Annotated in this window: 13 protein-coding genes; 9 read left to right on the top strand and 4 right to left on the bottom strand. The window is 37.6% G+C overall.

The features are described from left to right. The first annotated feature begins 290 nt into the window (after positions 1 to 290). The 4 genes from artP to artM all read left to right on the top strand — a co-directional run bounded on the left by artP (position 291) and on the right by artM (position 3,207). Positions 291 to 1,019 (top strand): arginine ABC transporter ATP-binding protein ArtP, encoded by a 729-nt coding sequence (artP, locus tag VSA01S_RS05900; RefSeq protein WP_102857658.1) that lies wholly within the window; start codon positions 291 to 293, stop codon positions 1,017 to 1,019. An 88-nt stretch (positions 1,020 to 1,107) separates the two neighbouring features. Next, positions 1,108 to 1,851: an arginine ABC transporter substrate-binding protein gene (locus VSA01S_RS05895; protein WP_039982162.1), complete on the top strand. Its 744-nt coding sequence runs from the start codon at positions 1,108 to 1,110 to the stop codon at positions 1,849 to 1,851. Position 1,852: 1 nt separating this feature from the next. Next, positions 1,853 to 2,542, top strand: a complete 690-nt coding sequence (artQ, locus tag VSA01S_RS05890) for an arginine ABC transporter permease ArtQ (protein ID WP_039982160.1) — start codon at positions 1,853 to 1,855, stop codon at positions 2,540 to 2,542. Then, on the top strand, positions 2,539 to 3,207 hold the full coding sequence (gene artM, locus VSA01S_RS05885; protein ID WP_039982158.1) for an arginine ABC transporter permease ArtM: 669 nt from the start codon (positions 2,539 to 2,541) through the stop codon (positions 3,205 to 3,207). The genes artQ and artM overlap by 4 nt, the downstream gene beginning before the upstream one ends. 76 nt (positions 3,208 to 3,283) lie before the next feature. Here artM and VSA01S_RS05880 read toward each other — a convergent pair whose 3' ends face one another. Next, the gene (locus tag VSA01S_RS05880; RefSeq protein ID WP_039982156.1) at positions 3,284 to 4,162 is read right to left on the bottom strand and encodes a DMT family transporter; all 879 of its coding nucleotides are present in this window, start codon (positions 4,160 to 4,162) and stop codon (positions 3,284 to 3,286) included. A 121-nt stretch (positions 4,163 to 4,283) separates the two neighbouring features. On the opposite strand from VSA01S_RS05880, the gene VSA01S_RS05875 reads away from it, so the two are divergent. Continuing rightward, positions 4,284 to 4,769, top strand: coding sequence for a MarR family winged helix-turn-helix transcriptional regulator (locus VSA01S_RS05875; protein WP_039982154.1), 486 nt, complete (start codon positions 4,284 to 4,286; stop codon positions 4,767 to 4,769). Between the two features lie 115 nt (positions 4,770 to 4,884). Here VSA01S_RS05875 and VSA01S_RS05870 read toward each other — a convergent pair whose 3' ends face one another. Further along, complete coding sequence (locus VSA01S_RS05870) at positions 4,885 to 6,735, bottom strand: hypothetical protein (protein WP_050567393.1); 1,851 nt, start codon at positions 6,733 to 6,735, stop codon at positions 4,885 to 4,887. A gap of 303 nt (positions 6,736 to 7,038) precedes the next feature. Between VSA01S_RS05870 and yegD the strand changes: the two genes are divergently transcribed. The 3 genes from yegD to VSA01S_RS05855 all read left to right on the top strand — a co-directional run bounded on the left by yegD (position 7,039) and on the right by VSA01S_RS05855 (position 11,964). Continuing rightward, positions 7,039 to 8,391 (top strand): molecular chaperone, encoded by a 1,353-nt coding sequence (gene yegD / locus VSA01S_RS05865; protein WP_039982153.1) that lies wholly within the window; start codon positions 7,039 to 7,041, stop codon positions 8,389 to 8,391. A gap of 144 nt (positions 8,392 to 8,535) precedes the next feature. Continuing rightward, positions 8,536 to 8,757 (top strand): VF530 family protein, encoded by a 222-nt coding sequence (locus VSA01S_RS05860; protein WP_039982151.1) that lies wholly within the window; start codon positions 8,536 to 8,538, stop codon positions 8,755 to 8,757. 621 nt (positions 8,758 to 9,378) lie between these two features. Then, positions 9,379 to 11,964 (top strand): BspA family leucine-rich repeat surface protein, encoded by a 2,586-nt coding sequence (locus VSA01S_RS05855; protein WP_158000788.1) that lies wholly within the window; start codon positions 9,379 to 9,381, stop codon positions 11,962 to 11,964. 142 nt (positions 11,965 to 12,106) lie between these two features. Here VSA01S_RS05855 and VSA01S_RS05850 read toward each other — a convergent pair whose 3' ends face one another. Together VSA01S_RS05850 and VSA01S_RS05845 are read right to left on the bottom strand one after the other, a co-directional pair. Then, entirely contained in the window at positions 12,107 to 12,655 is a 549-nt protein-coding gene (locus tag VSA01S_RS05850; protein ID WP_039982149.1) for an outer membrane beta-barrel protein, read from the bottom strand. A gap of 109 nt (positions 12,656 to 12,764) precedes the next feature. After that, entirely contained in the window at positions 12,765 to 13,661 is an 897-nt protein-coding gene (locus VSA01S_RS05845; protein ID WP_039982148.1) for a LysR family transcriptional regulator, read from the bottom strand. Positions 13,662 to 13,845: 184 nt separating this feature from the next. On the opposite strand from VSA01S_RS05845, the gene VSA01S_RS05840 reads away from it, so the two are divergent. Further along, on the top strand, positions 13,846 to 14,469 hold the full coding sequence (locus VSA01S_RS05840) for a LysE family transporter (RefSeq protein WP_039982146.1): 624 nt from the start codon (positions 13,846 to 13,848) through the stop codon (positions 14,467 to 14,469). The last annotated feature ends 25 nt before the right edge of the window (positions 14,470 to 14,494 follow it).

Raw genomic sequence — 14,494 nt, 5'->3', positions numbered from 1 at the left:
ACTTGGGTATATGCGTATATGAACATGAGCAGTAGGAAAGCTGATTAGGCTTATTTGGTTAATTTCGGCTCTGCTGCTTTATTATTACCTTTTGCATCAAAGAGTGAATTGTTGTGAACAGTGATAAGTGTTGAAATTACTTGCTGTAAACCCAATCAGTGCTTTTAACTTTATTTTTGGCGATAAAATATACAACCTGTCACTTATTTAAGTTTTTATACATTTTTCTTGCATAAAAAATCAAAATTGTTAGTATAAATACCAAGTGACAATTAATGCAGTATGGCAACATGAGTATTCAAGTTAAAAGTATCAATAAATCTTACGGCAATACCCAAGTTCTACACGATGTCAGTTTTAATTGTGAAAGTGGTGAAACGTTGGTGTTACTTGGCCCAAGTGGTGCAGGGAAGAGCTCTCTACTACGTGTTCTTAACCTTCTAGAAAAAGCAGATAACGGTCAGTTAAACATCGCTAATAACGCATTCGACTTTTCAACTGAAATCAAAGATAAACAAGGTTTAGCGCTTCGTCGTAAAGTAGGTATGGTGTTCCAACAGTATAACCTGTGGCCACACATGACAGTGATGGAGAACCTGATTGAGGCTCCGGTAAAAGTATCCGGCATGGATAAAGAAGAGGCGAGTAAGCAGGCAATGCAAATTCTCTCAACGCTGCATTTGACCGACAAAGCGGATGCATGGCCGATGCAACTTTCTGGTGGGCAACAGCAACGTGTAGCGATTGCTCGTGCGTTAATGATGAAACCTGAAGTCTTACTTTTTGATGAGCCTACCGCAGCACTTGACCCTGAGATCACTAATCAAGTGGTTAAAATCATAAATGATTTAAGCGAGACCGGTATAACACAAGTAGTTGTGACCCATGAGGTTGATTTCGCAAAGAAAATTGCTAGCCATGTTCTATACCTAGAAAAAGGGTACATCGTAGAGCACGGTACGCATGATGCATTTGTTAATCCGCAAACCACTCAGTTCGCAGATTATCTCAATCATTAAACTAAATTTTTTAAGTTCAGTCTATTTAACAGATAAGCTCGGCTGTCATTGCGAGTGTCAGCCCAATAAGTACACACGGAGTATTGCAATGAAAAAGATTCTACTAACTTCACTAATCGGCCTTTCTTCTGCAACCATGGCAGTGAATGCTGCAGCACAAGAAGAGATCAAATTCGCGATGGAAGCGACTTACGCACCGTTTGAATACATGGATGAAAACAACCAAATTCAAGGTTTTGATGTGGATCTTGCGAACGCACTATGTAAAGAAATGGAAGCAAAATGTACCTTCCATAACCAGTCTTTTGACAGCCTAATCCCCGCTTTAAAATTCAAGCGCTACGATGCGGCTATCTCTGCAATGGATATTACTGACGCGCGTTTGGAGCAAGTGAACTTTTCTGATCCTTACTACGACAACTCAGCAGCATTTGTTTCTATCAAAGAAAAAGTGGCAGATCAGACAGCACTAGAAGGTAAGCGTGTTGGTGTTCAAAACGGTTCAACACATCAGAGTTACCTGATTGCTCAAATTCCAGGCGTAACAGCGGTTCCTTACTCAAGCTACCAAGACGCGTTCATCGATATGAAGAATGGTCGTATTGATTCTGTATTCGGTGACACAGCCGTCGTAGCAGAATGGTTCAAGAAAGAAGACAACTTAGCGTACGTGGGCGAGCACGTAACTAACCCTAAATACTTCGGTAACGGTTTTGGCATCGCAGTAAATAAAGGGAATGAAGAGCTAGTTAATAAGCTGAATTCGGCACTGAAAACAGTCAAAGCGAACGGTGAATACGGCGTAATCTACAACAAGTATTTCGGTAAGTAATATGGCATTAACGGGTTACTCTTTATCGCTTGTTCAAGCTAGCTGGATGACTGTACAGCTAGCCTTCACAAGCCTTTTAGTTGGTCTAATTCTGGCTGTGTTATTCGCCAGTGGTGAAATGTCTCGCCGAGTTTTCATTAAATGGCCAACGACGGCGTTTGTGACAATTGTACGTGGCTTGCCAGAAATCCTTGTTGTATTGTTTATCTATTTTGGTTCGACACAGGTTCTATTTTTAATCACCGGGGACTTTATTGAGGTGAGCCCGTTCTTGTCTGGTGTGGTGGCGTTATCGCTGATTTTTGCTTCTTATGCTGCTCAAACTTTACGTGGTGCATTAAAAGCGGTCGGAAGAGGGCAGAGAGAAGCAGCAAGTGCACTCGGCATCAGTCAAGCACACGCTTTTGTTTGCATTGTTTTGCCTCAAGCTGTAAGACACGCACTACCAGGCTTAACTAACCAATGGTTGGTTTTGCTGAAAGATACCGCACTTGTATCACTGATCGGTGTAACGGATTTGCTGAAACAAGCGCAGCTAACGTCTGCTGCGACGCATGAAGCGTTTACATGGTATGCAACCGCTGCGGTGATTTACTTAGGCATTACTTTGATTACACAACGTGCCGTCAAACTGATTGATAAGAAATTCTCAATTCAAGGTATGAGTATGGGACAGGAGGCAACCGCATGAACGAACAACACGTTTGGCAAATGCTAGATGGCTTAGGTACTAGCCTTCAATTGACCGCCGCTTCCTTGGTTGTGGGCTGCCTCTTAGCTCTGATGATGACGCTGACTCTGATACTACGTACCCCGGGTTTGCATTGGGTAAGCCGTGGCATCATTACCTTGTTTACAGGTACGCCTTTATTGGTACAGATCTTCTTGGTGTACTACGGTCCGGGTCAGTTTGAGTCAGTAAGGGAAAGCGTATTTTGGACATGGTTAAGCCAACCTTGGTTCTGTGCGATGTTAGCGTTAGCGCTTAATACCGCGGCGTACAGTACTCAGTTGTTCAAAGGGGCGTTTAATGCGATTCCTCCCGGCCAATGGCAAGCGTGTCGCGCTTTGGGTATGAACAAAACTGTAACGTTGAAAGTTCTGTTGCCATATGCAGTTCGTCGTGCGGTTCCTGCCTATTCAAACGAAGTGATTTTGGTCTTTAAAGGGACGTCTCTTGCTAGTACCATTACAATCATGGATCTTATGGGTTACGCGCAGCGCATTAATGCCCAAACCTACGATACATTAACAGTATTTGGTATTGCCGGTGCATTTTATCTAAGTGTAAATGGTGTTTTGACTTTGATATTCCGCCAAGTTGAGAAAAAAGCACTGGAGTTTGAAGCTGCTTAACTGAAATTTTATACCCAAGTAACCTCTTTTTGAATCAAACATTTTGACTTCACTTGGGTATATAGACAAGTTGAAGTCAATTATGGCGTCTTTGCTTAATCATTAACAGAACTTGTGGTAGCAAAGACATGATGATCATACCAAGCATGAATCCGTACTGAAGCAGAGTAAAGTTTTCATCGAGCAACACATACCCAGCAACGACTCCTGCAAGCGGATTCGCGACGCCTCCAAAGGTAAAGTCTACTACGCTCATTTTTTGTAACAACCAAACATAGACACTATAAGCGAAGACGGTGTTGAGTAAAATAACCCAAAGTAAGCCGACTAGATTGCGTAAAGAAATATGATTCACAGCATCAAAATAAGGCTGTGGTTGGAAAAATGCGCACAGGCAAGTGGCAAGGGAGAGAACAACGCCGCCTAGAATAAGTTGCCACGTCAAAACTGTCCACCAGTGAATTCGAGAACCTAGAGATTTGGTTACCGTGCTTCCTATTACGATACACATGATTGCAGAAAGCATCGCGATCAAACCTACAGGGCTTAAATTCATTGAACTTGGGTTAAATAAAAACCAAGCCAGTAGAATTAAAACTGAACCGCATAGGACTTGACTCTGAGAAGGCTTTCGTCGGTGGAAAAGCCAACTAAAAAGCATGGCAAATACAGGGACAGAGATCATCCCCACGCCAGAAATCGCTGATGGTAAAGTTAGCGCCATAACAAATATGAGTCCAAAAAACATTGCTATATTAAGAGTGCCAAGCACAGCTAATATCTTCCAATCTTTTCTTTCTGGCAACGATGGCTTGATGGCAAGAAGTATAAGGCCAGCAGGTAAAGAGCGAAGAGCTCCCAATAGCAGTGGTGGCCATTCAGCGAGTGTATATTGTGTTACTGCATATGTAGTACCCCAACAAAAAGCGGGCAGCATGGCAAAAATAATATTCATATAAAGTATCTTTATATAGATATAGTTTTTGTAAAGATACCTTAGCGTCTAGTTACTGTAAAGTATCATTATGATAAGATATCATTTCTGAATGAAAAAGCTGTTGGAGGCGATCCTTTATATGGACGCGGTTGAGAGAGCAATCAGTCAATGGTCACAAGAACGGCCGGAGTTAGATACAGAGCCCATGGCGGTCATGGGGCGCTTGATGAGAATTGTGAAGTACATGGAAACTCATGTTGGCAAATTACATAAACAATACGGCCTAAAATTAGGTGAGTTTGATGTACTTGCAACCTTAAGGCGTAGCGGTGAGCCATATAGATTGACGCCATCAGGATTGCTCGGTTCATTAATGCTGACATCAGGGGCAATGACCAATCGTCTTGATAAATTGGAGAAAAAAGGCCTGATTGTAAGAGAGCACAGCAAAGACGATCGTCGAAGTGTGACTGTCGAGCTGACTGCCCAAGGTTTAGAGTTGATTAACACCATGCTTGAACCTCATCTTCAGCTGCAACATCAACTTATCAGTGCTTTGAGCAAAACTGAAATAACAGAGTTTAATCAGGCGTTAAAAGTACTATTAAAAAATTACGAAGCGTGATTTTAGCGGGCATATTTATTTAGCGGGCATAGTTAAACGGCATTAAGAACAAAAGCTTATTAACGCCGTTGTTATTTAGATGAAACTTGTGGATTGAAATTTTAATCAAATATCTTTAATTGATGTCGTAATAATCGATAACATGCATGTTGTCTAAATAGTAAGCAGGGATTGCATAGGGATAGTATTTACCTTCCAAGCAAGAGTAAAAGTATTCTTTATCATTCACGTTCATTGGCGGTAAGCCGCAAGCCGTTGAGGCTCTTGTGCGGTTTACGAATTCTGCTTTGTGATTATCAAAGATTTCTTTAACAAAATAGAAACTATTCCCTTTTACCACCCCTGCGTAGCTTCTTTGAAACATAGCTTCATTAAGTTGGAAGTTTATGATCTCATCATGTTGGTCAAAAATTTTTAAGGTATAATGAGTTAAATCTTCGTCAAACAACCTTGATCTTTGAAGTGTAATTTCCTGTTTAATAGATATATTGGCATTGTGAATAATAGCACCGCTATCGTGTACAAGAAGTAGGTTATAGGTTCGTGTATCTGAATCATTCAATTGCGAACTGATCGTAATTGGAAAAGATTTTGACTTAAAATTAGGAACATAAATACAGACTTCTTCTAAGCTGATACCTCGACTGAATCCACTTCCTTGAAACTCATCGCTTTGGCATAGGTAGCGAAGAGATTCACCCATAATGAGCTTAGGGAGATGTTTTACTGTAAGGCCAACAGCACTTGCAATGTTGATTGTATTACCAATATTAGCCAGCTTGAAATTCGTTGTGACAGCTCTATTCATGGCTTTTGACGACTCTTTCAAGAAAGTCAATTGTGTTTGACCTGTTGTTACATCGATAATGGAATTATAAAGATCTCGTAAATTAGGGATCGCGCCAACCTCCCAAATTGCATTCTTGAGTTGATCCTTATTCGACATCTGTTGTTTCATGACTTGCCATGATTTAATGTCGATATCTTCTGGCTTAGAATCTGATTGAAGCTGATCGAGTGAAACAAAGAATTTCGATTGATTTTGCATAACAAACAGTCTGAGTGCATTGATGAACTCAACAACAGAAAAATTATTCTCATTTTTTTTTGTGTATTCATATGGAAAGGTAACTTCACTACGAGCAGAACCAAAGGGTAAAGGCGGGAGTCCAAACAGCACCATATTCATTAATGCGATATCTTGATAGACTAATTTGCCATCGATATTCTTTTTTAGGATCAGGTTAGTTGTACAAGGGTCACATTGAGCAATGTCTTTAATTGCTGATTCTATATAGTTGTCCAATGCTTGTTCTGCATGGGTTCTAGCCAATTTTTGTTCAAGGTATTTAACCGTGAATAACAGTTCTTGGTAATATATTTTTTCTTTTTTTGTGAGGGTATTCTGTAGATTATAAGCTTGGTCCATATTATTTTTAGTGCGAAATTGATCGATGGCTGCCATATATATTTTTGCTAATTCCTGATATGAGCCTGCAAAATGTATCCCTGTTTTGCCTCCATTTGCGTTTAACTCCGAAGAAATAACCTTGTCTGCTCGTTTTTTTAGCTCTTTATCTATAATCTCTTTCGTATCTTCGATGATCGGGCTGATCATCTTATCACTTCCAAAATGAATATCGTGAAGAATAATTCTTGTATTTAAAAGAATCTCTTCTTTAATAAATAAATATTGTTTTTTTATAGGATCGTTTTCTCGATACCAAGCACGAGTAGTGCTTTCATTTTTACTTTTTAGGTATTTATGGCAAGTTTCATAATCTGTTTTGTAGTTGATGCACTCTCGTGATAGAAATAGTTGGAATAAATAAAGAGAATCATGAAATTTAGGATCAACTTGATTATAAAATACTGTTTCTACTACAGGTGAATGTTCAGTTGCTTTGGCAAAACACAAATGACTCGTTAAAGGGAAAATATATAATAATAGTGTTTTTAGCTTCATGTTACCTTAACCATATGATTGATGCTATTCACAATAATAATGGCTTTGGTTTTTGTTATAAATAAAACTGATGTCAGTTCAATTTAGATAAAAAGAATAAAATTTCAATTAAATCAATATATTGAAGGATAAACGAATGTTCGGATAATTATAGTGATTAAACTGCCATGCAAAGTGATTATGATTGTTTTTCTTATACGTGATTTAAATCACACTTTCATTGTGGGGTTTCTTGGGTATAGGTGTCTGACAAGGTAGTATCTTTGACCTTTGGTTTGTGCATGCAATTGTAAAGGGAGATATATGAAAATTGGTTTTGATTATGGTACGGCAAATTGCTCAGTAGCAAAAATGACGCAAGGGGAGCCTCAACTGTTAAACCTTGAAGAAAATAGTCCTTATATTCCTTCTTCTTTATCAGCCCCTACCCGTGAAGCTGTCACTGAGTATTTGTTTCGTTACTATAATATAAAACCTTTAGACACATTAGGTATAAACGCGCTTCAACGTGCCATGAATATAAACCGAGAAGAAAGTATTGAGCTTCAACCACACGACCTAGCATTTGGTCAAGCGGCGTTGAATCGCTATTTAGATGACCCTAGCGATATTTATTATGTTAAATCACCTAAATCATTTTTAGGTTCGTCTGGTTTAAATGACACTCAATTGAATTTTTTTGAGGACTTGGTATGCGCAATGATGGCTAATATCAAATCACAAGCTGAGTTGAATGCACAAGAGTCTATAACCGATGCAATGATTGGCCGCCCAATAAACTTTCATGGTCGCGGGGGAGAATTGGCCAACATACAGGCTGAGCGGATTCTGCATAGAGCAGCAAATCGAGCTGGGTTTAATAATGTAGAGTTTCAATTTGAACCAGTGGCAGCAGGATTAGAGTATGAATCTACTCTCTCGGAAGACAAATTAATTCTTGTGGTTGATATCGGTGGTGGTACTACGGACTGCTCTTTGATTCAAATGGGGCCATCTTGGCGTGATAAAACAGATCGAAAGGCAAGCATTTTGGGTCATAGTGGGCAAAGAATTGGCGGTAATGATTTCGATATTGCGTTAGCTTTCAAGCAACTAATGTTGCCTTTTGGTATGGAAAGCTTTATGGCTTCAGGTTTGATGATGCCAACAACGCAGTTCTGGAACCCTATCGCAATTAATAATGTCGCTGCACAGAATGAATTCTATTCGAAGAAAAATCTGCCAGTTTTACAGCTGTTACAAAAGCAAGCTCAAGAGCCTCAAAAATTGGCTCGTTTACTAGAAGTGTATAGTGAGTCATTGGGTTATCATATTGTTCAGAGAGCAGAAGAATCAAAAATTGCCTTGTCAGACCAAAAGACTTATCAAGTAAATATTGATCTTATGTCTGAAAGACTCGATATTGATATTCAACGTGATGAAATGATCGAAGCAATAGAGTCACCTAAAAGTAAGGTCACGGCCTTAGTGAGCGAAGCTGTTGCTCAAGCTAGCGTTCAACCTGATGCCATTTTTATGACTGGGGGGGCAGCCCGGTCGCCAATTTTGCGAGAAGCAGTTCAGGTTGTATTACCAAATATTCCCATTGTAAGTGGTAACTATTTTGGCTCCGTAACGGCTGGATTAGCGCGTTGGGCAGAACTATGCTTTAGATAATAGGCCTATTCTAGTAAGGCAGTGCAGTGATTAAGGCAACTCTTGCCTCTATGTATAGGTTTCGGAATTTAAACATAAAATACCCACTTATCAAATACGCAGTCTGGTACAATTTAAACTAAAACTATCATAGGAATAATCAAAGTGAATCAAGAGCAACCTAATAATCCATTACATGGTTTGACCTTGGAAAAAATCCTTGTACGTTTGCATGAGCATTATGGCTGGGAAGGGCTTGATGCTGAAATTCAAATCAATTGTTTTTACAAAGAACCGTCGATTAAATCATCATTAAAGTTTTTGCGCCGAACTCAATGGGCAAGAGATAAAGTTGAAGCGCTTTACATTAAAACTTTCTGTCGGTAATTGCAAAAGACAAATAGCTTATCCCAGCCATGAATTCGAAAATAAAGCTACACGCCACAGTGGTTTTCATTTTTCATCTCTTGTCGACTTGGAGGTATCGAACTTTTACAAACTGACAATTTTATATCTTCAAGTTTGATTACTTATGGCGCGTTTATAATAGGTCATCCATTCTTAAACATAACTATCTGACATTTGTTAAGGTGTCTTAATTATTTGAAATTGAAGGAGATAGGCTGAAAGCCAAATAAATAATGCCTGAATTAATAGATGTCCCTGCAATCAAAAGTTAGATTATTTACAAAATAATAAACCTAAGCTATCGTTATTATTGACTGTTTAATAAACAATTTATCTTCAGATGAAATTAAGATCTAGGACATTGTTTCATGTAATTGAAAAGAAAATCGTTCGTTTTCTTGAGGATTAAAGCATGCTCAGTAAAACAACATTAGGTAAAAGATGATTCACTGTGTGAGTTAATAGCCCCTTTAGAGTATTGTTTAGAAAATTTTGCCTAGTTAAGTTTAAACGAGATGATTTTAGCCTCTTAATCTTGAAACAGAGAAGGCTTCTGTGTCTTGAATTTGTTCTTGAGATTTAATTATGAGGCATTCAGCAATGAATAACATGTACAAAAGCTGGTTATTTTTCCTAACTCTACTTCCACTACTAAATGGCTGTGATGATGAAGGGGCATTTGAGGTAGCGAGTCCAAACTATGTTGTGAGCGTTATATCAAATCAAGGTGGAGAAATTTTCCACGAAAAAGATACTGTCAAATCTGGGGCTTTGTATCATTTTGAAGTTAGCCCAAATGCGGGCTATAAAATTAGTAATGTCGCAATACTTAGTGGAGATTGTCGCATTGTTCCTAGTATCAGGTTCATCGATAATAAGACTATCGCATATACTGTGGATTCGATAGAAAGTGATTGCAACATAGATGTTGAATTTCAATCATTTCTCACAACACCGCCATCAACACTCCCAGAGTCAGTAAGTAATTCAGTTTATATAAATGTCGGTACTCCTTCAGGCAGCTTTTCACTTCCGGAAAGTAATAAAGAATTTCAATCAACACACTTTTACCCACCAAAAGGATTAGTTAATGAATTTCTCATAACACCTGATGAAGGCTATCGCTTGCGTGACGTTTACGTTGCCGGAGAACGGCAATGTACACTTGATCGAAATTTTAATTCAGATTCGGGAACTTCTATCGGATATGCTGTCAGCTCCGCTTCTGGGCGATGTAACATCACGATCAATTTCGAAGAGGAAAACCCAGATATTGATAATCCTAGCATCAGTAATACTGTATCTGTAAAAGTTATTTCAGAACATAATTCGGGTGGATTTACTTTTTCAAAAGGTGGGGAACAAGTAGAAAATGCAAAAGTTCACCCAGAAAATGACACGACCATTCCACTTTGGTTCGTTGCTAAAAAAGGATATCAGCTAGATAACATAAGCATTTCGCAGGGGGCATATGAGTGTAAATTATCGACGTCAGATAATGCCTTAGATTCTAGCAAAGAGTATATAATTGATTTTGAACAAGGAAATTGCGAATTATTGATTGAATTTAAGAAGATTCAACAATCGCCAAGCTATAAAATTAGTTTTATTACTGAAGGTAACGGAATTATTAGTCCTCGTCCTTTTGTAGTACAGTCTGGAGAAAAGGCATCTTTTTCGGTTATTCCAGATTTTGGTAGCAGAATTGTGGATGTGAAAGGTGACGGTACTTGTGATGCTTTCCAAAAAGAAAGAATCATTAACTCTTATGAAGAATCTCATTTTATCACATCGGATATAAATAATGATTGTACTATTATCGTTAGTTTAGAGAACTTCTATGAAGTTGTAGTGTCAGCAAGTGATAATGGCACTGTTGAGATAGTCGATATGAATGCTAATAATTCGAGTGGTACTAACAGTGTTAATGTTTCATCAGCTCAGTCCGTGAGTTTTATTACTAAACCAGAAGAAGGGTATATAGTTGATAAAATTTCGAGTAGTGATCTTAAAGAGTGTACTTACAATAAGCAAAGTGCTGATAACCATTTTAATACGGGTGAAATAAGCAGAGATTGTTACTACCAAGTTGATTTTGTTAAAAAAGAAGAACCTTCTGATTTGACGTGTAATGGTAATTTCTTTAGTATTATTGACCCTGAATGGAGTAATAATCCACCAAAAGATACCCCTACATTGATCGTCAATGATGCAACGATACGCAACAAATTGGCCTTAGACCTTTTGGAAGCAGGGTTGGTTAAATTTGAAACAAGCTGTGTTACTGATATGAGTAAACTTTTTGTGGCTCATCGTAATTTCAATCAAGATATAAGTGATTGGGAAACGAAAAATGTTAAAGACATGAGTGTAATGTTTTTAGGTTCGCAAGAGTTTGATCAAGATATAGGCAGTTGGGATACAAGTAGTGTTACAGATATGACAGGTATGTTCATTGGGGCACGTAAATTCAATCAAAATATAGGCTCTTGGGATACGTCTAATGTTGTAAAAATGAATGGGATGTTTCATGAAGCACCAAAATTCAACTCCGATCTCAACCAATGGAACACAAAAAATGTAGAAACAATGTCTCAAATGTTTTATTCAGCATTTGATTTTGATGGAGACATCTCATCTTGGGATGTAAGTAATGTCAAAGATACATCAAATATGTTCCATGGTTCTAGTTTTAATAGAGATATTTCTGGTTGGAATACAGAAAACATTCACAATATGTCTCACATGTTTTACGGCGCAAAAAGGTTTCAAAGTGAATTAAACGATTGGGACACGGGCAATGTCACAGATATGACCTCAATGTTTGAAGGTGCAACTTTATTTAATAGTGATATCTCTAAGTGGGATACGAGCGAAGTTATAACGATGAGTTCGATGTTTTTAAATGCTGCTAGTTTTGATCAAGACATTAATACCGATAAATCGAATTCTTACTGGGTAACAAGTAAAGTCGAAGATATGGAGAAAATGTTCCAAGATGCGAGTCAATTTAATGGTGTGGTTTCTAATTGGGACACCAGTAGCGTCACTAATATGGACCGAATGTTTTATCGAGCCGATCTCTTTAACCAAGACTTACACTTATGGAATGTTTCTCAAGTAAAGAGCCATAACTCTTTTTCTTCAGGAAGTCAGTTAACAGATGAACATTTGCCTAAATGGTAGCAATGAAAATCTATGCTGCTTAAATTTATATTTTAACTGTGGTATCTTTATTTTTGATATCAGTCTTTGCGGGAAGCTGGCTCAATATTCAATACTAGAGCGGTGGAAATTTTCTGGCTCTGTTATCAAACAGAGCCAATTTTTAAAACTTATAGTTGATCTGAGCTGACAAAAAATCTGATTGAAAGTCTTTAGCTAATAGCAAACGACGGTATTCTAAACCGATTCCAACATGCTGAAATAAAATAAATTCAACGCCTGCACCAAAATATGCGTGGATACTGTCATCTGAAGTTTTCTTAGTGAATCCTGTACTTTGATATTTAATCGTTCTATCTAACTCAGAGTAGTTTGCTCCACCAAGGCCGTAAATATTAAAAAAACTTACGGGGTAGTAGTTTGCCTTGAGACCCAAATAAGTTGAGTTATATTTGATGGATTGTTCTTCATCGGAAAATGCTGTTGATAAAGCAGTAGTTAAAACGCCTTTTGAAGCCATATGCCCAATTTCAGCTGAAAAGTTAGGATGAAATTGATAAGCATAATTGAACGTTTGACCAAACCCAATATCATCATCTTTATTGGATTCAATAGTTGCTCCCCCAAGACCATAACCAATTTGATGGCTAGCTGCAAATACATAAGATGATGAAAGTAATAAACAAGCTATTACTACAGAACTTTTAAACATTTATATAACTCCTAAATTCCAATCGATAACAATATCAAATTAACATTTTTCAGTCAAATGCTTGGCGTTTGTTGTAATTGGTCTGGTGAATGTTTTATTTGCTTGTATCTTAAATTACTTTTCTTTTGGGTGAGTAATAAATAGAATCTAGCGAAGATAATTGTTCTATGAATAGGGTTAGTAATTTCTTCTGTCTAGGGTGATAGGCTGTCATCAAAACCATATTTGTTAAAAATTCTTTTGAATCTACATGAGTTATAGACAGTTTATTCCCAAACTGTTCTAAACCCGCCCATTCAGGTACCAAAGACACTCCAACACCTTCGCTGACGAGTTGAGCAATTGCTTCAAGTGAATCAAGATCAAATATAGCTTGTTTCTTTATCTTGTTGTGGTTTATATATTGTTCTGCAACTTGTCCTCCCCAACACGTTGGATCAAAGCGAATATAAGGCGCATTCTCTAATATGGTTCTGGTATCGCCTTGGTAAGATGGAGAGTGAATTAAAACTAAAGGTTCACTTCTTAGTATCCAATAACGAAGAGATTTAGGGATGCCCATGGGGGGCTTGACCATAATAGCTGCATCGAGATTACCATTCTGTAAATCTTGATATAAATCAATGGAGTTTCCAGGGACGACATGGAAATTGGCATCAGGTGCTAATGTTCGTATTGCTTTTAAAGTACTGGGTATGAATGCGATTAATGAGGTTGAATTTGCACCTACTCTTAATGTCCCTTTAAGACTTGTATCTTGAGTTTCTTCTATTAGTTTCTGAACTTCCATTAAAATAAATTGTGCTTTGGGCAATATTGCTAGACAGTTGTCCGTTGGTTGAACAGTATTCCCTGCACGACTGAATAGCTGGCACTTAAACTCTGTTTCAAGAGCTTGAATTCTTTGGCTAATAGCTGCTGGTGTGAGCATTTGGCGTCTTGCAGCACCAGCAATAGAGCCTTCTTCGATTACAGCAATAAGGCTTTCGATAAAACGAGTGTCCATTACTTTTCCTTACGAACAAAGAGATAAAAACTGAGTTTTTCTTATGTGTTTGGGCGTTTATGATTCGTCTAATTATACATGATATTTATTTTAGTCTGTAAGAATGCTTTTCGTTGATATTTTTAGGAACAAATAAGTTTCAAAAATATGAATCAATATTTATATGAACTATTAGGAGTAAAGAATGGAATTAAATGTATGGCTAGGATTTTTATTGTCATCTTTTATATTAGCGATTTCACCAGGAGCCGGTGCGGTTAATATGATGTCTGTAACTATGCAGAATGGTATGAGAAATACAATAGTCGCAAATGCCGGTTTACAAATTGGTAATATATTTAATTTATTGACAGTTGGAGTTGGCCTTGGATCTTTATTACTCCAATCTGATCAAGCTTTTAATTTCATTAAGTGGGTTGGAATATTGTACTTAATATACTTGGGCATAAAAAAAATAGTAGAGAAACCAGTTTTTCACGAACAATCAAAGATGTCGAATAAGGTGAATTCATGGTCCGTTTTATTACAATCTACATTGATTAATGTAACAAACCCTAAAAGTATAGTCTTTTTGGTTGCTCTCCTACCACAATTTATTCTTCCTAACTATTCTTATCCTATTCAAATGCTTATTATGGGGACAACCTTAGTATGTGTAGATTGTTTTATTATGTTTCTTTATGCAATTCTTGCTCAAAGGCTTAGTCTTCTCATTCATGAGCCTAAACATATTGTTCGGCTCAATCGAGTATTTGGTACGATGTTTATTTTTGCTAGTACTTTACTCGCTATAAGTTCTTTAGGTTAATATTGTAACCCCAAGATGTTATGTT

It is taken from the genome of Vibrio sagamiensis NBRC 104589, from assembly GCF_007990935.1.
Taxonomy (GTDB): domain Bacteria; phylum Pseudomonadota; class Gammaproteobacteria; order Enterobacterales; family Vibrionaceae; genus Vibrio; species Vibrio sagamiensis.
This window is presented reverse-complemented; position numbering and strand designations above follow the sequence as displayed.